The organism is Actinoplanes regularis, assembly GCF_900188005.1.
In the GTDB taxonomy this organism is placed as follows: Bacteria; Actinomycetota; Actinomycetes; order Mycobacteriales; family Micromonosporaceae; genus Actinoplanes; species Actinoplanes regularis.
Map to the genome: position 1 here is coordinate 460464 of NZ_FZNR01000005.1, position 20243 is coordinate 480706.

Consider the following 20243-nt stretch of genomic DNA (forward strand, 5'->3'; position numbering starts at 1 on the left):
CAGGGTCGGACGGACGTCAACTACTGCTGACGACCCACATCGAGAAGAATTGGGAGCCACCGCCGTACGCGTGGCCGAGCGCCGTCCGCGCCCCGGCCACCCGGTGCTCGCCGGCCCGGCCCATAACCTGCATGGCCGCGTCGGCGAAGCGCAGCATCCCGGAGGCGCCGATCGGGTTGGTGCAGAGCACCCCGCCGGACGGATTGACCGGCAGCCGCCCGCCCAGGAACAGCGAGCGAAGAGACGCCGGCGGTGACGGCGGAGTCGCGACCAGACGCGACTCTCGGATGGCTTACGCCCTTCAGCCGGAACCTCAGTCGATCCGGGATCAGCTCAAGCACCCGGATGAGAAACTCCTGCCAGCGTTGATTTCATCGCACGCGTATGCGCCCTCCGGCGCCGGGGGCGATTGGTAGCCCCCGGTCAGGACTGGGCTGGCGGGCGCTGGCCCAGGTGGCCGCGCTCGGCTGCGACGAAGTTCGCCCAGTCCGCAGCGGCATCGGCCAGTTGCGTCAAGTGCGGTGCCGACGACTGGCGCGCTCGTTCAGCGCCTAGGTTGGCACATGCGGTCGCGAAGACCTGCACTGCTTCCAGCGAGGCTATCCGCCAGGCTGGCACCTGTTCTGCCCACTGTGCTGCTTCGGCGGGAGTGTGGCCGGCGCGGATGAGGCGGATGACTGTCAAGGCCGTATCGAGCCAGTCGGCGCCACGACAGGGAATCGCCCAGTCCACGACTGTGACATTCCCGCCGTCGATCAGGAAATTCTTGGTCGTCATATCGGAATGGACCAGCGTGTCACCGTCGACCAGTTCCGGTGCCACCCAGTTAGCCCATCGGGCCGTAGCAGCTTGAATCTTGACCGGAGGAGCCGGCGCGGGGATGGTCGACATCGCAGTCAAGGTCGCGACTAATGGTCCGAGGTCCGGTGACCCGGGCGTTACGTCGATGTGCCGGCCTGGCGCGCGGTCGAAACCCAGGATCGACCAGCCGGTAGCCTCTGCCTGCCACCGCAGCCGCGGCGCGAACGTAGGCATGTACGGGTTCAGCTGCGCCTCGCGGCGCTGCATCCACGCGCGGGGATTGTCATCGCGGGCACCTTTGGCGCAGAAAGACTTCCCGGTGCTGGTGTGCAGGATCGCCACGACATCGGCGACGGATCCGGCCCCGACCAGTTCCACGTCCGTAACGGTGCCGATCTGCTCGTACACGGCGGCATGTACCTCGGCGGGTAGCGCATGCCAGGGAGTGTGAGGCACGGGACCCGGTCTCCTTCGTCGGCGGTGTGCGACCAGGGTAGGCCGCACACCGCCGACGAGGCGATTACCCGCGGGTAGGGCTGTCGTGGCACCCGGCGTGGCATTGGTTGCAGTCGATCGCAGAAGCGTCGACGGGCCACAGGTCTGGGTCGATCCGGTACCCGGCGGCCCTGATCGCGAGGACGGTCGTCTCCAGGCTTCCCCGCATAGGGGAGACGGTGGCGACGCCTTCATGCCCAGCCTGGCCATTCAGCGACGGCGGGTTCGTGTACCGGCAGTCGCCGGTCTCGCAGTCAGCGGTCATCTGGCCCCCGCTGAGCTGGCGGCCGCCGTCGTCGTCGGGGACATGGTGGATGAACCTGCCGGCGATTCGGTCACAGAACGCGGCGTAGTCGATGCTGTAGAGGATGAACGTGTGCCAGCCAACGTCGACGATCGGACTGGGCCCGATCGGCTCTGTCGTCACCGCGCAGGCACCCAGGAAGGCAAGCGCCTGGTCCAGGATGCGGGCGGGCATGTCCGGTGTCATTTCGGGGTGCTCGGCCCTGATCCGGCACTCCAGCCGGGTGAACAGGTCGTCGGGCAGCAGGGTCTTGCCGTTGGCCAGGGCAGGCGCGTTGGTGATGGTGGACATGTGATCCTCCTTCAATCAGGGACGCAAGGGAGGTGGCCGGGGCGTCGTGATGCCAACCCGGAACCGCCGCATGGATTCATCAATCAATGCGAATCCGATGTGACTAAGCGGACCACGCCGGCCTCCGGTCGCGGCAGGTTGCGCGTCTTGCGAGGCCGCTGCCGGAAGTTGTGAGGGGTTGTGCTGAGTTGCGTGCCTCCTGACCGTTGAGCAGGAGCCCACTATCCTGAACACGCCGTGCAACGGAGCGGATACACGGAGGAGTGGGATGGCTCGTTCGGTCACCAACCACGCTCTGCACGGCCTGCTCATCGAGGCCGACTACAGCCACGGCGCCTTCGCCCGGCAGGTCAACCACGCCTGTAGCAGCGGCTATGACGCGGCCAGCGTGTACTGGTGGTTACGGGGCCGCCGCCCCGACCCTGCCACTCGCGCCGCCATCACCGCGGTACTCACTCGACGGCTGCATCGCACCGTCTCCGTCGACCAGCTTGGCTTCGACTACGACCTCAGTGTTGGCCTGGCCTATCCCGGCACCCCCGACGAGACTGTCGAGATCACCGCCAAGCTGTGGGGCCTGGGCGTTCGCCATGCAGCCTTATTGGCCCTCGCCCCGTACACATCCGACGCCGCCATGCAGACCGCGTTGGCCTGGCGCTATGACCCCGACGACCCGGACTGGTCACGGACCGGCCCGCGTACCGTCACCGCTGTCGACGTCGAAGCGCTCACCCTGTACGCCAGCCACTTCACCGACCTGGACCGGCGCGGCGGTGGAGCCGCCCAAACCCGGATTCTGGTCGCCGACTTCCTGCATCGGCAGGTCGGCCCGATGCTGCACGCCGCCTACACCGACAGCGTGGGCCGGGCGCTCATGGGCGCCGCGGCCAATCTGGCCGGGCAACTCGCCTACATGGCCTATGACGCCGGGGAACACGGCGCCTCGTTGCGGCACTACACGACCGCCTTGCGGCTTAGCCGGGCCGCTGGCGACCGCTTGTACGGGGCGCATCTGCTGGCGAACCTCGCCACCCAGGCCGTCTATCTCGGTCATCCCCGCAACGCCGTCCGGCTGGCTGCCGCTGCCATCGACGGCGCCGGCCGCGCTCCCGCCGCAGTGCGCGCCCGACTGCATTCCGCAGCCGCTTGCGCACACGCCGTTGCCGGTGACCGCCGTTCCTGCACCAAAGCCCTCGGCGAGGCTCAGAAGGCCATCGATCGGGCGCTTCCCGGAAGCGGACCTGCCTGGTCGGCCTACTTCAGCCCGGCCCACTTCGCCGGCACCGCGGCACGCTGTTACCGCGATCTGCAGCTACACCGCAAGGCTCTGGTCCACGGGCCGGCCGCGCTGTGCCTTCCAGCCGACAGCACCCGTACCCACGCCCTACACACGGCGTTGCTGGCCACCGTCCACGCCGCAACCGGCGAGTTGGACGAAGCCTGCCGCTACGGCGACCAGGCCATTCCACACCTACACACAGTGAAGTCCCAACGAGTCCGGCAACGGCTCGCCGAACTCACCAACCGTCTACGCCCACATCGCACGGAACCAGTTGTCGCGGAGTTCTTCGACCGGCACCATGAGCTGCTTGCCGCCGCATGACCAGGACCCCGAACGGGACGTCGGCTACCGTCATCCCGGTGAGTACCTGGATCGAACCTGACCAGTGGTATGCCCAACTCCCCAGCTTCTACGCGACCACCGCAGCCTTGATCACCGAGGCTGTCACCGGCCGGGTCCTACTGGTGAAACCGACCTACCGCGACCACTGGGCGCTACCCGGCGGCTATCTCGAGGCCGGCGAATACCCCCAGGACGGGTGCGCTCGAGAACTCTACGAAGAACTCGGTCTTCACTTCGATGTCGGCGCACTGCTCGTACTCGACTGGGCGCCGCCCATCGGACCACGGCCACGCGCCCTCATCAGCATGACCTTCGACGCCGGAACACTTCCCACCCCGGCCCCACTACGGTTACCCGCCGACGAACTGTCCGCATACGACTTCCTCGATCCGGACGTCGCCGCCGCCCGGCTACCAGCCGATGTCGCGCCCCGCATCGCCGCCGCCATCGAAGCACGCCGCACCGGGCGAGCCGTGTACCTCGCCGGAATGAAGTAGAAACCCGGGCTGTCACCACCGCACGATTCCTCCGCGCCGTGGACGGCATTCCGCAACTACTGATTTTGCAGGTGTCGGGCTCGGCCTCTGCTTCACGGACCGTTGAAAGATTCTCAGGAACTGCTGACGACCCACATCGAGAAGAATTGGGAGCCGCCGCCGTACGCGTGGCCGAGCGCCGTCCGCGCCCCGGTCACCTGGTGCTCGCCGGCCCGGCCCATCACCTGCATGGCCGCCTCGGCGAAGCGCAGCATGCCGGAGGCGCCGATCGGGTTGGAGCAGAGCACCCCGCCGGACGGATTGACCGGTAGCCGGCCGCCGATCCGGGTCTCGCCCGACTCGACGAGCTTCCAGCCCTGCCCGGGCTCGGCGAAGCCCAGATTCTCCAGCCACATCGGCTCGAACCAGGAGAACGGCACGTAGATCTCGGCGACGTCGACCTCCTCGAGCGGGTCGGTGATGCCGGCCGCCTGCCACAGCGCCCGGGCCGCCTCGGCGCCGGCCCGCGGGTTCACGTGGTCCTTGCCGGCGAAGAAGGTGGGCTCGGTACGCATCGCGGTCGCCCGGATCCAGGCCACCGGCCGCTCGCTCGCCTCGGCCGCGGCCTGATCGCCGATCACCACGGCGCAGGCTCCGTCGGAGGAGGGACAGGTCTCGTCGTACCGCACCGGGTCCCAGAGCATCGCCGAGGAGCGCACCGACTCCAGCGTGATGTCCGGCTGCCGCAGGTGGGCGTACGGGTTGAGAGCGCCGTTGCGCCGATCCTTGACCGCGACCAGCGCGCCGATGTGGCCCGGCGCGTGCGACCGCCGGATGTAGGCGCGGATGTGCGGTGCGAAGTAGCCGCCCGCCCCGGCGCCGATCGGCGCGGTGAACGGCGGCTGGATCGACAGCGCCCACATCGCGTTCGACTCGGACTGCTTCTCGAACGCGACAGCGAGGACCCGGCGGTGCACCCCGGCCTTGACCAGGGTGGTCGCCACGTTCGCGGTGGCGCCGCCCACCGAACCGGCCGTGTGCACCCGCAGCAGCGGACGACCGGCCGCACCGAGCGCCTGCGCCAGGAACAGTTCGGGCATCATCACGCCCTCGAACAGGTCGGGCGCCTTGCCGAGTACCACCGCGTCGATCTGCGGCCACTCGACACCGGCGTCCTCCAGGGCCCGGTCGATCGCCTCCCGGCACAACCCGGCCATCGACACGTCGGTGCGCCGCGTCCGGTGATGCGTCTGCCCGGTCCCCAGCACGGCCGCCCGCATCACCAAGCCTCCAGGTCGTCGTGTGTCCGCCCGGTCCTCAGCACGGCCGCCCGCATCACCAAGCCTCCAGGTCGTCGTGTGTCCGCCCGGTCCTCAGCACGGCCGCCCGCATCACTTCGCCTCCAGGACGCACACGAGATTCTGTTGCAGCGCCGGCCCACTGGTCGCGTGCCCGGCCGCTTTACGGGCCCGCCCGGACATCACCTGCTCGGCCGCCGCACCGATCCGGGCCAGGCCGGCCGAGAACATCGGGTTGCCGCAGAGCGCGCCGCCGGACGGATTGATCCTGACCCGGTCGCCCAGCCCGAGCGCGGCGCGCAGCAGCAGCTCCTGATGGGTGAACGGGGCATGCAACTCGGCCACGTCGAGGTCGCCGGGCAGGCCGGCCGCCTCGGCCGCGGCGGTCGCCGACGGCACGCGGGTCAGGTCACGCTCGCCGAGGCCCTGCGGGTCGATCCGGTGCGCCACTCCACTGATCCAGGCCCGTCGCGGCTGCCGCCGGGCACGTTCCCCGGCGGCCAGCACCAGCGCGGCCGCGCCGTCCGAGACCGGCGCGCAGTCGTGCGCCCGCAGCGGGTCGGCCAGATAGGGCGCGTCCAGCAATTCGTCGATTTTGAAAACCCCGGAGATCTGCGCGTACGGGTTTGCCGCCGCGTCCGCCCGGCTGCGCGCCGCGACCTCGGCCATCGCCCGCTCGGTGACGATCCCGGCGTCCAGCGCGAAGCGGGCCTGCAACGCGGCCACGCTCACCGAGTCGGGCCACAGCGGCGCGGTCACGTACGGGTCCAGTTGCAGCGCGAGGACCCGGCGCAACAGACCGGCCGACGACTTCCCGAAGCCGTAGACCAGCGCGGTCTCCGCCTCCCCGGCCAGAATCTTCACGTACGCCTCGTAGAACGCCCAGGCCGCGTCCATCTCCACGTGCGACTCGCAGATCGGCGGGTACGCCCCGATCGCGTCGACCGCGTTGACGAACGAGAACGCCCGCCCGGCCAGGTAGTCCGACGAGCCGGAGCACCAGAAGTCCACCTCCCGCCGGTCGAGCCCCGCCGCGGCGAGCGCCCGCTGGAAGATCGGCACGAGCGTCTCGACGCCGCTGGTGGTGCCGGCCGACGGCAGGCACGGCGCCTGCGCGAAGCCGATGACCGCGACCTCCGGCGTACTCACCGGACCCTCCGGAGGGTGTCTTGGGTTTCATGTCGGGGAGGAATTCGGACTCCGCCCGAAGCAGACGACTCGAGAAGATGATTCGGTGGTCGGCGGTATGTCGCCCTTTGCCTACCATCCGTTGTAGATTTTCGAACATGCGTTCGGCGTACAGGTGTCGGGCTTACCCGACACCTGAACAGGCTGCGGTGTTCAACCGCACCTTTGGATGTGTACGCCTGGTGTGGAACAAGACTCTCGCCGACTGACGTGCGGCCTACCGCCTGCGTGGTGAGTCGACCTCGTACAAGCAGACTGACGCGGCGTTGACAGACTGGAAGAAGACGCAGGAGTTGGCGTTTCTGTCCGAAGTGTCCTGCGTCCCGTTGCGGCAGAGGTTGCGCCATCAGCACACCGCTTTCAAAAGCTTCTTCGACGGCCGAGCGCGGTATCCACGGTTCAAGAGCCGTAACGGCCGGCAGCCGGCGCACTACACCCGCTCTGGGTTCCGGATGAAGAATGGCCAGCTGCATGTCGCGAAGATTGACGGGCCTTTGGCGGTGACTTGGTCGTGGCCTGGTATCGACCTGGTTCGCCTGGATCCGAGCATGGTCGCGATCTCCCGCGAGTCGGATGGCCGTTGGTATGTGGCGTTCGCCGTTGACGCCGACGAGCCTGCCTCGATCGAGTCGACCGGGCATGACGTTGGCGTCGACCTCGGCATTAAGGACTTCGCGGTGACATCCGATGGCCAGCGGATCAGCAACCCGCGGCACCTGGAACGTAAGGCTCGCAGTCTCGCGCGTTACCAGCGGCGGCTGGCCCGCTGCCGGGACGGGTCCGCGAATCGGCGCAAAGCCAAGGCCAAGGTCGCTCGTGCGCATCGTAAGGTCCGCAACGCCCGCGCTGACTTGCTGCACAAGACCAGCACCAGCCTGGTGCGACGCGCTGATCTGATCGTGGTCGAGGATTTGGCCGTGAAGAACATGCTCGGCAACCGGCGGCTGGCGCGGGCCGTATCCGACTGCGGGTGGGGCGAGTTCCGGCGCCAGCTTACCTACAAATGCGAGCGTACTGGTCGGACCCTTGTGGCGATCGACCGCTGGTACCCCAGCTCGAAGACCTGTTCGACGTGTGGATATCTGCTCGCCGAACTGGACCTTTCTGTCCGGGCGTGGACGTGCCCGGGCTGTCGCGCCCGGCACGACCGGGATCTGAACGCGGCCAAGAACATTCTTGCGGCTGGTCGAGCCGTAGCCCAGCATGCGCTGGGCGATGCCTGCGGAGCTGATGTAAGACGGCAAGGGTCATTCCTTCCGCGATCGGCTATGAAACAGGAAGCCCCCGCCGCAAGACGGTCGGCGTAAGCCGGATCGGCCGCAAGGCCGATGGGAATCCCCATTCCTTCAGGAAGGGGGAAGAAGTCAAAGATGCTCCCGATAGGACTCGTACGGCGAGTCCGGCTCGCCGGTGGGGCGGAAGTGCGCGATGTTCTCCGGGGTGGTCGTCCAGCTCTGCGGGTCGCGCCAGACCGCGGCCACCCGCATGCCCATCCGCACCTGGTCGGCGGGCAGGCCGACGATCAGGTGCGGGATCGGGATGTCGGCGCCGTCCAGCAGGATCTGCGCGACCACGTACGGCGGCTCCAGCCGCTGCCCGGCGAACGGCACGTTGACCACGCAGAACGTGGTGACCGTGCCGTGGTCGTGGACCGTCACCTCCTCCTGGGTCGGCACGCCGTCGGCGGGACACACCCGGGGCGGCACGTAGACCTTGTGGCAGACCGGGCAGCGCTGCCCGAGCAGCCGCCCCTCGGCGAGGGCCCGCAGGTATCGGCTCTCGTCGGCGGAGGTGGTGTGGGTGTACGACAGCCGGATCGGGGTCGTCATCACGGTGACGGGCTCGGCGGAATCGGGCTCCGCCTGGGGAAAAGGCTCGCCGGAGTCGGGCTCGAAGCACTCGATGTCGCGAATGTGCCCGGACCGTTGCGCGGCCCAGCGGATCCGGACGCGCAGGCCGGTGTGCATCCGGTCGCGGGCGCCCGCGTCGACGGCGTGCAGCAGGGCCGTGTCGGCCCCGTCGAGCAGGATCAGCGCCCAGCCGAACGGCCGGTCGAGCGGCTGCCCGTCGAGCGGCCGATCGGTCCAGGTCCAGCTCCGCACGGTGCCGGTGGGTCGTACGCCGACCAGTTCGGTCACCGGGGCGTGGGTCACCGGATCGTATTCGAGTGGGGGAACATGGACCCGGCCGTCCGCGGTGCGGCTGCCGAGCACTCGCCGTTCGCGCAGGCCGGTCATGAACCGGCTCAGCACCGGGCCGAGCGAGCGTGTGTAGTCGAAGCCGATGTTCAGCGGGGCGGAGAGCGGGGGCGCATCCACGTCAGCCAGTGAAACATGTTCTAAGTCAGCGAATCAAGCCTGCTGCGAGACGCCTGTTCGGTAACTGGAACGCGTTATAGAGTGACGTTCATGAGCGACATCGGACTGTGGAACATCGCGGGTCGCGACCCGGAAGCGGTCGCGATCGTCGACCCGGACGGCCGGACCGTGACGTACGGCGAACTGGCCGCCGAGTCCGACCGGATCGGGCGTGGCCTGCGGGAGCTCGGCCTCGCCCCGGGCGACACCGTGGCGATGCTGCTGCCCAACGGCGCCGACCTGCTGGCCGTCGAGTTCGCGACGCTCGAGACCGGGCTCTACTCGGTGCCGCTCAACTGGCACCTGACGGCGGCCGAGATCGCCTACATCCTGCGCGACAGCGGCGCCCGGGCGTTCGTGGCCCACGAGCGCTTCGCGCCGGCCGCGGTGGCCGCCGCCGCGCAGGCCGGGGTGCCCGCGCTGCTCGCGGTCGGGGAGGTGCCCGGCTTCCGCCCGCTCGCGGAGCTCGGCGCGGACGGCTCCGGCCGGCCCGAGCCGCGGACGGCCGGCGCGCTGATGGTCTACACCTCGGGCACCTCGGGGCGGCCCAAGGGCGTACGCCGGCCGCTGACCGGGGCGGACCCTGACGTCGTACCGCCGGTGTCGCTGTGGTTCTTCGGTCTTTTCGGTCTTTCGCCCCTCGATGGGCACGTGCATCTGTGCTGCTCGCCGCTGTACCACACGGCGGTGATGAACTTCGCCGTCATCTCGCTCCAGTTCGGGCACCCCGTGGTCGTGATGGACCGATGGGACCCGCACGAGATGCTCCGGCTCATCGAGCGGCACCGGGTCACCCACAGCCACATGGTGCCCACCCAGTTCCGCCGCCTGCTCGCCCTGCCCGAGGCGGTCCGCACCGGCTACGACCTCACCTCGATGCGGGTGATGATCCACGGCGCCGCGCCCTGCCCGCACGAGGTCAAACGCCGGATGCTCGACTGGTGGGGCCCGGTCGTGGTCGAGTACTACGCGGCCAGCGAGGGCGGCGGCACCCTGATCACCGCGGCCGACTGGCTGAAGCGGCCCGGCTCGGTCGGCCAGGCCTGGCCCGGCTCCCGGGTGCGGGTGCTCGACCCGGTCGGTGAGGACGCCCCGGCCGGCCGGCCGGGCACGGTCTATCTGCAGATGGGCGACGCCACCTTCGAATACCACGGCGACGCCGAGAAGACCCGGCGGTCCCGGCACGGCCGCATGTTCACCGTCGGCGACATCGGCTACCTCGACGACGACGGCTACCTCTACCTCTGCGACCGCAAGAGCGACGTGATCATCACCGGCGGGGTGAACGTCTACCCGGCCGAGATCGAGGGCGAGCTGGTCACCCACCCGGCCGTCGCCGACGTCGCGGTCTTCGGGGTCCCGCACGACGAGTGGGGGGAGGAGATCAAGGCGGTGGTGCAGCCCGAGGCGGGCGTGACGCCCGGCCCCGAGCTGACCGGTGAGCTGCTGGCGTTCCTCGCCGACCGGTTGGCCAAGTTCAAGCTGCCGCGCAGTGTCGACTACGTCGACGAGCTGCCCCGGGACCCCAACGGCAAGCTCTACAAGCGACTGCTGCGTGATCCCTACTGGGCCGGCCGCGAACGCGCCATCTGACCGGCGGTCACCCGAACGGGTGACGCCGGCGACCTCGCGCCGGTCACCCGGGAGGAGGACAGGCCGATCCCGACGCCTGGTCGCAGGCGGCCGAGTGTGAGTCGTTGACCTGGGAATCTCCTCCGGCGGCCGCAGGATGTGTCAAGCATCGGACTCACCTCATGAGTGCTCCGCTGTCTAGCGTGTTGCGCGTCGTGTGCCCGAGAGAGGTAGGTCCTGTGGCCGTCGAGCTTGCTGAACTGGTCGGTCAGTTGCGATCCGCGCTCACCGACGCGATGAACGCCGGTGATGATGCGGACCTGCGGTTCGAGCTGGGGCCGGTCGAGCTGGAACTGACGGTGGGCGTCAACAAGGACGTGCGCCCGGGCGCCAAGGTGCGGTTCTGGGTCGTGGAACTCGGCGCCGAGGGCACGATGTCGTCCCAGGCGCTCCAGCGGATCAAGCTGACCTTGGATCCGCGGAAGGCGGGCCAGGACGGCAGACCGTGGATCGGCGGCGACGAGATCGAGGGTGAGCGCTGACGTCGTGACGGCCGATCCCGGCACGGTACCGGGTGTCGTGGCGCGTCAGATCGCCGAGGTTCTGGTCGTCACCCAGCGGTCCACGCGACGCCGGGGGTCCGGATACCGGGTCGCGGCCGGCGCGGTGCTGACGGCGGCACACGTCATCGACGGGGCCTCGACCGTTCGGGTGCGATTCGACGCGGACCTGCCGACCGAGTGGTCCGCGGAGGTGGCTTCCTGGTGGGCCGACCCCGCCTCCGACCTCGCGGTGCTGACCATCGCACCCCGCGAGTCGGAGCCACCGGTCGTCCGGCCCCGGTTCGGCGGCATCGGTGCGGAACGAGCGGCGGTGCTCGCTGTCCGGGCCGTCGGCTTCCCGCGTTTCAAGGTCCGGCACGGCGAGGAGCCGCCGGGGCGGTATCGCGACTCCCATCAGGCGGACGGGTCCGTCGCGGTGCTGTCCAACCGGCGCGAGCGCACCCTGGAAGTCACGGTGACTCCGCCGGAGGCCGACCCGGATCCGGGTGTCTCCCCGTGGGAGGGCATGTCCGGAGCCGCTCTGTGGGCGGGCGAGCGAATCGTGGGTGTCGTCGCCAAACACCACCGCTCGGACGGGCTGGGCCGCCTTGCCGCGGTCCGCCTCGACCTCGCCCTGGCCGGTGCCGATCCCGACCGGCGTGCCGAACTGGCGGCCCTGCTGGATCTCGGTGGCGGCGAGTTGCCGGACGTGCTCGTGCCCACGGCGGACACCACAGTGCTGCGGGCCTACTGCGCTCAGGTGCGCGACATCGCGCCGGACCGCCTGCTGGATCGCGACAGCGAGTTGGAGGAGCTGGTCAGATTCTGCGCGGCGGATCTTCCGTACGCGTGGTGGCAGGCCGGGCCCTGGGCGGGAAAGTCGGCGTTGATGGCCTGGTTCGCGCTGCACCCGCCGAGCGGGATCGACGTGGTCTCGTTCTTCGTGACGGGCCGGCTGGCCGGCCAGTCCAGTGGCGACGCGTTCGTGACAGCGCTGATCGAACAACTGGCGGCCCTGCTGCACCAGCCCGCCGCCGGCCTGATCTCGGCCGGCGCCCGGACCGGCGTGATGCTCCAGCTTCTGGAGGACGCCGCGGCCCGCGCCCGGCAACACGGCCGGGGCCTGCTGCTGGTGATCGACGGGCTGGACGAGGACACCGGCGCCGCCGGGACGGCGAGCATCGCCTCGCTCCTGCCACGCCGGCCACCCGCGGGCGTCCACGTGCTCGTCGCCGGCCGGCCACGGCCCGTGCTGCCCGAGGACGTCCCCGCCGATCACCCGCTGCGCACGGTCCGTGCCCGCGATCTCTCCCGGTCGCCGCACGCCGGCGCGATCGAACGGCGCGCCGGCCTGGAACTCGGCACGCTGCTGACGGGCCCGCGGTTCCAGCGTGACCTCCTCGGGTTGCTCGCCGCGTCGGGCGGCGGCCTGACCGTCCGAGACCTCGCCGAGCTCACCGGCGAACCGGAGTACGACATCTCCCAGCAGGTCGACCGCGCGTTCGGTCGCAGCGTGTCGGCCTGGGTCGGAGCCTCGGTGGCCGGATATCCGGACGAGCCGGTCTTCGTCTACGCCCACGACACCCTGCGGGAGGTGGCCGAGCAGCACATCGGAGCCGCCGGGCTGGGTGCGTACCGCGGCCGGCTGGGTTCCTGGGCGGACACCTACGAGCAATCGGGCTGGCCGCCACACACGCCGCGCTATCTGCTCCGCGGCTACGTCCAGGTCCTCGCCGCGGAGCCCGACCTCGGCCGGTTGGCGCGGTATGCGTCCGACAGCGCGCGCCATCGGCGCATGCGGACCGTCACCGGCGGCGACCTGCTCGGCCTGACCGAGATCCGCACCGCTCAACAGGTCCTTCCCGCCCGACGCGGCCCCGACCTGATCGCCCTCACGTCCGTCGCCCTCGAACGGGACGACCTCACCGATCGCAGTACGTCCGTACGGCCGGAACTGGCCGCCGTCTGGACCTTGATCGATCAACGGGCGCGTGCCGAAGGCTTCACCGCCGGAATCCAGGACGAGTCGACCCGCCGAGACGCCCTGCTCATGCTCATCGGGGCGCACGCGAGCCTGGGCAACCACGACGACGTGGTCCGGCTCGCCGCCGATGTGGAGGCGTACTGCGGCGATTGGTATCCCGTGGCGAAGGCGCACGCTCTGGCCAGGCTCGTGCGGGCGATCACCGGGATCGAGAGCGCACGCACGATCACCGACCGGCTCGTCGACGACCTCGTCGCGCTGGCCGGCAAGGTCGGAAGAAGAGACCAGGACCGGGTGCTGGCAAGCGTGGCGGAGGCGATCGCGTACGGCGGGGACCCGGCCCGGGCGGAACTCGTCATGAGCGGCATCAGGGACGAGAAGGAACAGGCCGACGCCCGTACCGGCATCGTCCGGGCCATGGCTGTCAGGGGCGACACCGCGTACGCGGTCCGAGTGGCGCGGGACGCCGACAGGCAGATCGATCGGCTCGTGGATTCGTTCGACCGCAACTGGCGGAGGCTTCAACTGGTGAGCGCCGTCAACGAAAGCGGTGATACCGCAGCCGCGGAGGCCATCGCGGTGAGAATCGACGACCCCGGCTACCGGGCCAGCGCACTGGCCCGAACGGCAGCCGCCGCCACCGACCGCGAGCGCGCCGTCCACCTGGTCGTCGAGGCTCAACGCCTGGTGGAGGAGGCTGACATGGTCAGTGCCCGGGCGGCCGCGCCGGCCGACGTCGTCAAGGCCCTGCTCGCCTGCGGGGATCATGAGGGTGCGGCCCGTAGCTCTCGCGAAGCCGAGGCGCTCGTCGAGTGGTCCATGGGTGGCGACCGATACCTGGTGGACAGCTTCATCGATGGTCTGGCGAAGGCGTGGTCAGCGAACCGGCATTACGATCAGGCTGAGACGCTGGCCCGGCGGTTGCCGGACAGGTACGGGCAGCGGCTGGGTGCCCTGGCCGAGCTGGCACACGCCGCGGCACTCGCCGGCGACCACGCCCGCGCGGCAAGGCTCGCGGACGAGGTGGACGCGAACTGGGGACGGAGGCCGGCCGACTACCGCGTGGTGGCGCCGCTGGCCGAAGCGCTGGCCACGGCCGGCGACCACCCACGTGCCCTTCAGGTTCTCCCGCATGCCGAGTGGTTGGCGCGCCAGGCCACCGAAAATTTCGATCGACCGGAGGCGATCGATCGCCTGATGGACGCCGGAAACATCTGCCACGCCTACGAGGGGGTCCGGCAACTGGCGGGCGAGATGGAAGACCTGATCGGCGAGCGCACGCGCTCCGAACGTGCCCGCCACCTGGCGCATCTCGCGGAGGTGCACGCGGTCACGGGAGACCGGAAGAGGGTGCTGCGGCTCATCGGGAAAGGGGAGCGGTCGGCGCGCGAGGACCAGTACTTCGACGAAGGCCGCGCCGACCTGCTGGCCCGGCTCGCCGCCGTGGCGGTCGGCTGCGGGGAGAGGGCCTTGGCCGCTCGGCTGGCCGATGAGGCCGCCTCGTTCCTGGAGCGGATCTGCTTTCCCAGCTCCCGTGAGGAGGCACTGGCGACGGTCGGCGTTGCGGTGGCGACGGGTGGCGACCTCGAACGCGGCGAAGCACTCCTCCGCGGGCTCACCGACCGCGAGCAGTGGGTGCAGCACATGACCACGCTGGTGGACATCTCGGCGCGACAAGGGGACCGGGCGCGCGGCCTGCGGCTGGCAACGGAGACGGAAGCCCGTATCCACCAGTTGGATCGGCTGATTCCCGACGGGTGGACCACCACGCCGCAACTGCGGGCCAGGGCGCTGACCGCCCTCGCCGGGGCGGTCGCCGCAACCGGTGATACCGCACGGGCCGCCCGCCTTGCCGACAGCGCCGAACGCTATATCAGCAAGATCGGCATCGGCTCGCGGGCGTCGCACATGGGAAGCCTGGCTCGGACGGTGGCGGCTTACGGGGATCGCGTGCGGGCGAAGCGGCTCGCACGGCGTGCCGGGAAGCTCAGCAAGAAGAAGGCTGCTTGGGCTCCGTGGGCGGATTTGGCGGGGGTCGAAGCATTCGAAGGAGACATCGATCGGGCCGAAGCCCTGGCCGTCAAAGTCAAGGGCCGGTGGTCCGTCAACCTGCCGCGAGCTCACGCGCTCGCCGCCGTCGCGGAGATCGTCGCGACGACCGGCGGCGACCCCGGCCGAGTCGAGAGGCTCGCCGCGGAGGCGGTGTCGCTCGCGCTCCAGGATCGGATCGGTGCCGCTCCCGGCACCCTGTTCGCCCACCTGATCACGCTTCTGGCCGGCGCCGGCGCCAAGGACAGCGCCATCCGTCTGGCGGAGCGGGCCGAGCAGTTGCTGCTGCAGGCCGACAGCGCCGGGGATCAGATGCGGGGACTCGCACAGCTGGCCAGAGCGGTGGCGGCGACTGGTGACGTCGAGCGGTGCCTGCGCCTGGTCGGCCAGGTCGAGACAGTGTCACGGCAGGACGACATGCTGATCTGGCGAGCCGAAGCGATGGGCGAACTGATCGAGGCGCTGACCACGATAGGTTTCCAGGACCACGCCGCACGGTTGATCGACCAGACCGTGGACGCCATCGAACACAGCGACCACCTGGAATTCCAAGCCCTCGCCCAGTCCTCACTCGTGCGGACGGCGATAGCGATCGGCCGGCCCGACCTCGCCGCGCTCCTCACGCCCCGGGCGCTCGAACTCATCACGCGGATTCCGTACCCGAAGGAACGTGACAGTTCGTTGGCGAACCTGGTCCTCACCGACGCCACGCTCGGACGTTTCGAGCGTGCCGAACACCACGCCGGGCTGATCACCAAGCTTCCGGAGCGGGCCGAGGCCCTCGCCCGGATCGCGCGGCACCTGACCACCACCGGCGACGACTCTCGAGCAGACTCCTTCGCGGGCCGCTGCGAGTCCGTCCTGGCGCGGATCGACGATCCGCAGGTACGCGCGCGGACCACGATGGCCGTCCTCCGTACCCTCGCTCCGTTCGGTCCTGTGCGCGTCCGGCGCCTGCTCGCCGAAGCCGAGGGACTCGTCGAGAACGCCGACGCCAGGCCCGGCATCGTCGAGAGCCTCGTCACCGAACTCGCGAACACGACGGCCTGGCTGGCCATGACGATGCCGTCGCCGGCCGGCGCACGCACCAGCGACGCCGAGCTCACCGCACGGGCAAGACGGCACCTCGCGACGGCGCTGACCACCAGTTCGTGGTGGGACGCGATCACCGGCCTGGCCCAGGTCGAGCCGTCGGCGATCACCACGATCGCCGACAGGCTGGCGGCCCGCTGGGGCGTCACCTACTAGGAACCGGGCGCTACGCGGTTCTGCCGCTCACCGACGCGGCACGAGCACGAGGGCGAACTTCGTGCGCTTGCCGCCGTACCGGGAAATGATTCTGCTGTTCTTCGTCTTGCTGGTTGGAGGAACGGAATCTGCTCCGCGCCGGCTGCTGACTCCGGCTCCGGACCGTTGCCGGGACACGTCCTCGGCGGAACAATCTACGGTCGCGTTGGTCATCCACATTCACCAGGGAGACGCACTTGGCGACCCCGCGATCGGAGTACCAGGCCGTGGTGATGGTGATCGCCCTGGTCCCGCGGACACCGCCGGTGAGGGCCGCCCGGTAGACGCCTGACGCGTCTCACGGCACGAGGTCGATCAGTGCTTTCCGGGCATCCCCGTCGAAGGGGACGGGTGGCGAGCCCGGCCCGAAACAGCGTTCGGCGATCACGTCCCGCAGCGCTTGCTGGGCGGCGCTCAGCGGCCCGGCGGACGGGAAGGCCCTTGCGCGTAACAGGGTGCACCAGTCGACTTGGTAGATGACGGGCGGCGCACCGGCCAGGAGCAGGTCGAGGGCGGGGATCAGATCGTCCAGCGACGCCCGTTCGATGACCGTGGGCAGGAAGCGGGACATGAAGATCGGCCCGAAGTGCGGATAGTCGCGCTTGCAGGAAGCGTGCGCGGACGGTGCCGACAGCACGTCCAGCAACGCCCGGGTGCCATGAACGCTGCCCGCGATTGCCGGTGTGAGCGCGGCGGCCGCCCGGACCAACGGATCCGGATCCGTCTCCATCACTGACGTCGTGTCGCCTCCCCAGCTCTGCAGCGTCAGGATCGCCATCACCCGGGAATACCTGTCGAGACCGGCGAGTGCGTGGCCGTCCGACCAGGTGGCGGTCCCGGCGCGATGGTGTGCGAGCTCCGGGGCATCGAGCAGGCAGGCCAGCGCCGCGCCCGACGCCGCGGAGGCGATCACCGGGTCGGGGTCGCTTCGCATCGAGCGTACGACCGGGAAGACCGACGGACGCAGAGCACGGCACGCCTCGACGTCGGCCGGGAAGCCCCTCCGGCGACCGTCATAGTCATCAGCGGCATGCTGCATGACCGACGTCAGCCAACACAGCAAGGCGACCCGGAGCGGCACCTTGACGCCACGCACACCAGTCCGGGGCAGGACCGGCGTCAGTGTGCGCCGGTCATCGAGCACCGCGACGACGAACAGCACCGCCGGCGCTGTCGCACCGGAGATCATGCCCTGGTGATGAACGACGTCGTAAAGGTCGGCCAGCGCCCGGCCCTGACGGTCGGCATCCTCGTCCAGTAGTCCCGCCAGAATCTCCGGCGAGGAAGGAAAATCCGGATCATCGCCGTACGCGTGCTCGACAGCGGACCAGTCGGTCCGCGCCAGAAGATCCTCGGGTTGCACGGGCGGCTTCCATCCGCGATGGCAAAGGGTCACCAGCGCTGATCGGTCGGTGGAAATCGTTAGGCTACCGGCATGGTCCGGGATGAGCTGTTGCGACTGCGCGCGAGCGCGGAGGCCGAGGCGGCGACGCTGGCCCGGGATCTTGAGGCGCTGTTCGTCGCCTCGCGGGATTCGAACGCCGACGACGAGCATGACCCGGAGGGCGCCACCATCGGGTTCGAACGCGCCCAGCTGACCGCGCTGCTGGCCGCGGCGCGGGAGCGGATCGACGAGGTGGATGCCGCGCTGCGCCGGGTGGACGCGGCGACCTACGGCATCTGCGAGGGGTGCGGGCGACCGATCGCCGAGGAGCGGCTCGCCGCTCGGCCGTTCGCCCGCCTCTGCATGGCCTGCGCGTAGAACTAGGCCCGCGACCGCCTTGAGCCACCGTAGAGGTGGACGCGCTGGTCGGCATCGTGGTCCGGCTCGCGTGAGATGAACCCGTCGGTCCTCACCTCGCCGTTGGCGATGAGGACCAGCCATTCCTCGTAGTACCAGCTCGGATTGCACGGGCAGGTGGTGAAGGTGAACCGGAAGTTTGCCCGGTAGCGGCCGATCTGCCCGGGCCCGAGGGTGAAGAGGCGGGTCGGACCGTACTCCCGCGGGTAGGCGAAGCCACCCGGCAACCGGTCGACGACCAGTCCCGAATCCTTCACGGACAGGGACAGGCCGAGGTCGCGGGCTCGCTCCAGGTCGCTGCTGACCACGTCTTCGCGGTGTACGTAACGGGCCGCCTCGTCAGCGAACACTTCGTGGATGACCACGTCACCGACGGGCATCGGAGACGGAAGCTGCGCCGGACGGTACAGCCCGCGGCGGGCGTTCGCCTGCGGGGCGCCGCGGGCTGCCGCACTCCACCGCACACGTACCCGCTGAATCGTGATCACGCCCCACCTTGACGCCTCGGGCCACCGGCGCGCCACCCGTTATCCGTATTCAGCTGGACATGACCATGAGCATGGCCATCATTCCCTCGTCCTCGTGGACCGTGTTGTGGCAGTGCAGCATGTAGCCGTAGGTGTTGTCCGCGTAATCGGTGAATCGCATCGCGATCACATTGGTGCTCTGCGGTGAGATCAGGATGGTGTCCTTCCATTCCGCGTACGCCCCGGTCGGCGCCGAACCGTTGATGCTCCGCACCTGGAACGGCACGTCGTGCAGATGGAACGAGTGGATCAGGCCGGTGGCGTTGGTGATCGTCCATACCTCGGTGGCGCCCAGGGTCGTCATGATCTCGCTGCTCTCCATGGCGGTCATGGTGGTCCCGGCGACGCCGTTGATGTACATGGTGTTGCCGCTGTTCGACAGCGCGATGGTGCGGGTGGCGGACGGGCTGCTCACGTCCAGTGCCGTGAACGTGTTGAGGGAGCTGGGCAGGTCGTCCGCGACGGCGGTCGCGGTGGAGGTGAGGGTGAGGATCGAGGACGTGCCGCTACCGCCGCGCGCGCCGCCGGCCGTGACCGTGGCCTGCAGGGTGACGCTCTCGTCCTGGCTGGTGACGTCGACACAGATCTCGGCCCGCTCGCCGCCGACGAGCTTGAGGCTGGTGACCGAGAGCGGCGCGGACAGCAGGGCGGCGTCCGTGGCCACCTGGGTGAAGCTCGCCCCGTCGGAGCGGGTGATGGTGATGATGTCGGCGATCGAGGCGTTGAGGACATGGAAACGCACCCGGTTCGCGGTGACCTCGAGCGTCGGCGTTCCGGCGACACCGACGTTGGCGCCGTTGACCAGCAGCGGGAAGGACGTGCTGGTGGCCAGTTCCGTCGCGGTCGTGAAGCGGATGACGCCGGTCGAGCTGATCGGCAGCGACTGGACGATCAGCGGGAACTGGTCGGTGCCGTAGTCGCTGGGCAGCGCCGCCGCGCCGTCGGTGTCGTCGTCGACGATGAGCATGCCGGCCAGGCCGCGCGCGACCTGCTCGGAGGTGGTGCCCAGGGCGTGCGGATGGAACCACAGCGTGCACGCCCCCTGGTTGATCTCGAAGGAGGGCGAGAACGTCGCGCCGGCCTCGATCGTGTTCTGCGGACCGCCGTCGACCGAGGGCGGGATGTGCGCGCCGTGCCAGTGCACGGTGCTCACGTCGTCGAGGTTGTTGGTGAGGTCCATCCGGACGCTGTCACCGCGGCTCACCTTGATCACCGGACCGAGGAACGCTTGATTGAAACCGCAGGTGGAGCTGCTGATACCGCTGAGGATCTCGGTGGTGCCGGTTTCCATGCCGAGCGCGTACGCCTTCGTCCCGTCGCTGTCCGTCGTGGGCTCGAGCAGCGTCGGGATGGCGAGGGTGCCACCGGCGGTGGCGGCGCGAGCCGGAACCGCGAATCGCATGCTCATGCCGACGGCGGCGCCGGTGAGACCCAGGGCGCCGAAGCCTCGGAGCAGGGTGCGCCGGGTCATGGCCGGGCGGCCGGGACGGGTGGGGGTGGGGGAGGCCGGAGTGGACACCGGCCGCTGGTGATCGGTCATGGACCGGGAAGTTAGAAATCGACTCTGTGATTCCGGTGTGGACTTGTTGTCAAAATGCGTGGACCGGCCACAGAAAAGTGCCTCGGAATGGGTGCGAGCTGTAGGGA

The 20243-nt window shown here is 69.6% G+C and carries 16 protein-coding genes and 1 pseudogene; 8 read left to right on the top strand and 9 right to left on the bottom strand.

Annotation, left to right across the window (positions count from 1 at the left end):
• Positions 1–16: 16 nt before the first annotated feature.
• From CHC09_RS17230 to CHC09_RS17240, 3 genes and pseudogenes are all read right to left on the bottom strand, one after another.
• Positions 17–226 (bottom strand): annotated as a pseudogene (locus CHC09_RS17230) (thiolase C-terminal domain-containing protein); the annotation flags it as partial.
• 197 nt (positions 227–423) lie between these two features.
• A complete protein-coding gene (locus CHC09_RS17235; protein WP_179277146.1) occupies positions 424–1209 on the bottom strand; it encodes a BUD32 family EKC/KEOPS complex subunit in 786 nt (261 codons plus the stop codon).
• A gap of 112 nt (positions 1210–1321) precedes the next feature.
• Positions 1322–1891: a glycine-rich domain-containing protein gene (locus CHC09_RS17240; protein ID WP_089294101.1), complete on the bottom strand. Its 570-nt coding sequence runs from the start codon at positions 1889–1891 to the stop codon at positions 1322–1324.
• A gap of 268 nt (positions 1892–2159) precedes the next feature.
• Here CHC09_RS17240 and CHC09_RS17245 point away from each other — a divergent pair, with 268 nt between their 5' ends.
• Positions 2160–3494 (top strand): NsdA family TPR-like regulatory protein, encoded by a 1335-nt coding sequence (locus tag CHC09_RS17245; RefSeq protein WP_089294102.1) that lies wholly within the window; start codon positions 2160–2162, stop codon positions 3492–3494.
• A 38-nt stretch (positions 3495–3532) separates the two neighbouring features.
• The gene (locus tag CHC09_RS17250; protein ID WP_239138260.1) at positions 3533–4012 is read left to right on the top strand and encodes an NUDIX domain-containing protein; all 480 of its coding nucleotides are present in this window, start codon (positions 3533–3535) and stop codon (positions 4010–4012) included.
• A 113-nt stretch (positions 4013–4125) separates the two neighbouring features.
• On the opposite strand, the gene CHC09_RS17255 is transcribed toward CHC09_RS17250, so the two are convergent.
• Together CHC09_RS17255 and CHC09_RS17260 are read right to left on the bottom strand one after the other, a co-directional pair.
• Positions 4126–5274 (bottom strand): thiolase domain-containing protein, encoded by a 1149-nt coding sequence (locus CHC09_RS17255; RefSeq protein ID WP_089294104.1) that lies wholly within the window; start codon positions 5272–5274, stop codon positions 4126–4128.
• A gap of 108 nt (positions 5275–5382) precedes the next feature.
• Positions 5383–6438 (bottom strand): thiolase domain-containing protein, encoded by a 1056-nt coding sequence (locus CHC09_RS17260; protein WP_089294105.1) that lies wholly within the window; start codon positions 6436–6438, stop codon positions 5383–5385.
• A 137-nt stretch (positions 6439–6575) separates the two neighbouring features.
• Between CHC09_RS17260 and CHC09_RS48840 the strand changes: the two genes are divergently transcribed.
• Positions 6576–6686, top strand: coding sequence for a helix-turn-helix domain-containing protein (locus CHC09_RS48840; protein ID WP_203833097.1), 111 nt, complete (start codon positions 6576–6578; stop codon positions 6684–6686).
• A 15-nt stretch (positions 6687–6701) separates the two neighbouring features.
• The gene (locus CHC09_RS17265; RefSeq protein ID WP_275407868.1) at positions 6702–7784 is read left to right on the top strand and encodes an RNA-guided endonuclease InsQ/TnpB family protein; all 1083 of its coding nucleotides are present in this window, start codon (positions 6702–6704) and stop codon (positions 7782–7784) included.
• 57 nt (positions 7785–7841) lie between these two features.
• Here the strand turns inward: CHC09_RS17265 and CHC09_RS17270 are convergent, their stop codons facing one another.
• A complete protein-coding gene (locus CHC09_RS17270) occupies positions 7842–8804 on the bottom strand; it encodes a Zn-ribbon domain-containing OB-fold protein (RefSeq protein ID WP_089294106.1) in 963 nt (320 codons plus the stop codon).
• A gap of 81 nt (positions 8805–8885) precedes the next feature.
• Between CHC09_RS17270 and CHC09_RS17275 the strand changes: the two genes are divergently transcribed.
• The 3 genes from CHC09_RS17275 (at position 8886) to CHC09_RS17285 (ending at position 16229) form a co-directional block, all read left to right on the top strand.
• Positions 8886–10427, top strand: coding sequence for an acyl-CoA synthetase (locus tag CHC09_RS17275; RefSeq protein ID WP_089294220.1), 1542 nt, complete (start codon positions 8886–8888; stop codon positions 10425–10427).
• A gap of 218 nt (positions 10428–10645) precedes the next feature.
• A complete protein-coding gene (locus CHC09_RS17280; protein WP_203833099.1) occupies positions 10646–10948 on the top strand; it encodes a trypco2 family protein in 303 nt (100 codons plus the stop codon).
• A complete protein-coding gene (locus CHC09_RS17285) occupies positions 10938–16229 on the top strand; it encodes a trypsin-like peptidase domain-containing protein (RefSeq protein ID WP_143232390.1) in 5292 nt (1763 codons plus the stop codon). The genes CHC09_RS17280 and CHC09_RS17285 overlap by 11 nt, the downstream gene beginning before the upstream one ends.
• Positions 16230–16566: 337 nt before the next feature.
• On the opposite strand, the gene CHC09_RS17290 is transcribed toward CHC09_RS17285, so the two are convergent.
• The gene (locus tag CHC09_RS17290; RefSeq protein WP_089294108.1) at positions 16567–17631 is read right to left on the bottom strand and encodes a hypothetical protein; all 1065 of its coding nucleotides are present in this window, start codon (positions 17629–17631) and stop codon (positions 16567–16569) included.
• 72 nt (positions 17632–17703) lie between these two features.
• On the opposite strand from CHC09_RS17290, the gene CHC09_RS17295 reads away from it, so the two are divergent.
• Positions 17704–18030: a TraR/DksA family transcriptional regulator gene (locus tag CHC09_RS17295; protein ID WP_089294109.1), complete on the top strand. Its 327-nt coding sequence runs from the start codon at positions 17704–17706 to the stop codon at positions 18028–18030.
• A 2-nt stretch (positions 18031–18032) separates the two neighbouring features.
• Here CHC09_RS17295 and CHC09_RS17300 read toward each other — a convergent pair whose 3' ends face one another.
• Positions 18033–18557: a hypothetical protein gene (locus CHC09_RS17300; RefSeq protein ID WP_239138261.1), complete on the bottom strand. Its 525-nt coding sequence runs from the start codon at positions 18555–18557 to the stop codon at positions 18033–18035.
• A gap of 49 nt (positions 18558–18606) precedes the next feature.
• Positions 18607–20136, bottom strand: a complete 1530-nt coding sequence (locus CHC09_RS17305; protein WP_089294110.1) for a multicopper oxidase family protein — start codon at positions 20134–20136, stop codon at positions 18607–18609.
• Positions 20137–20243: the final 107 nt, after the last annotated feature.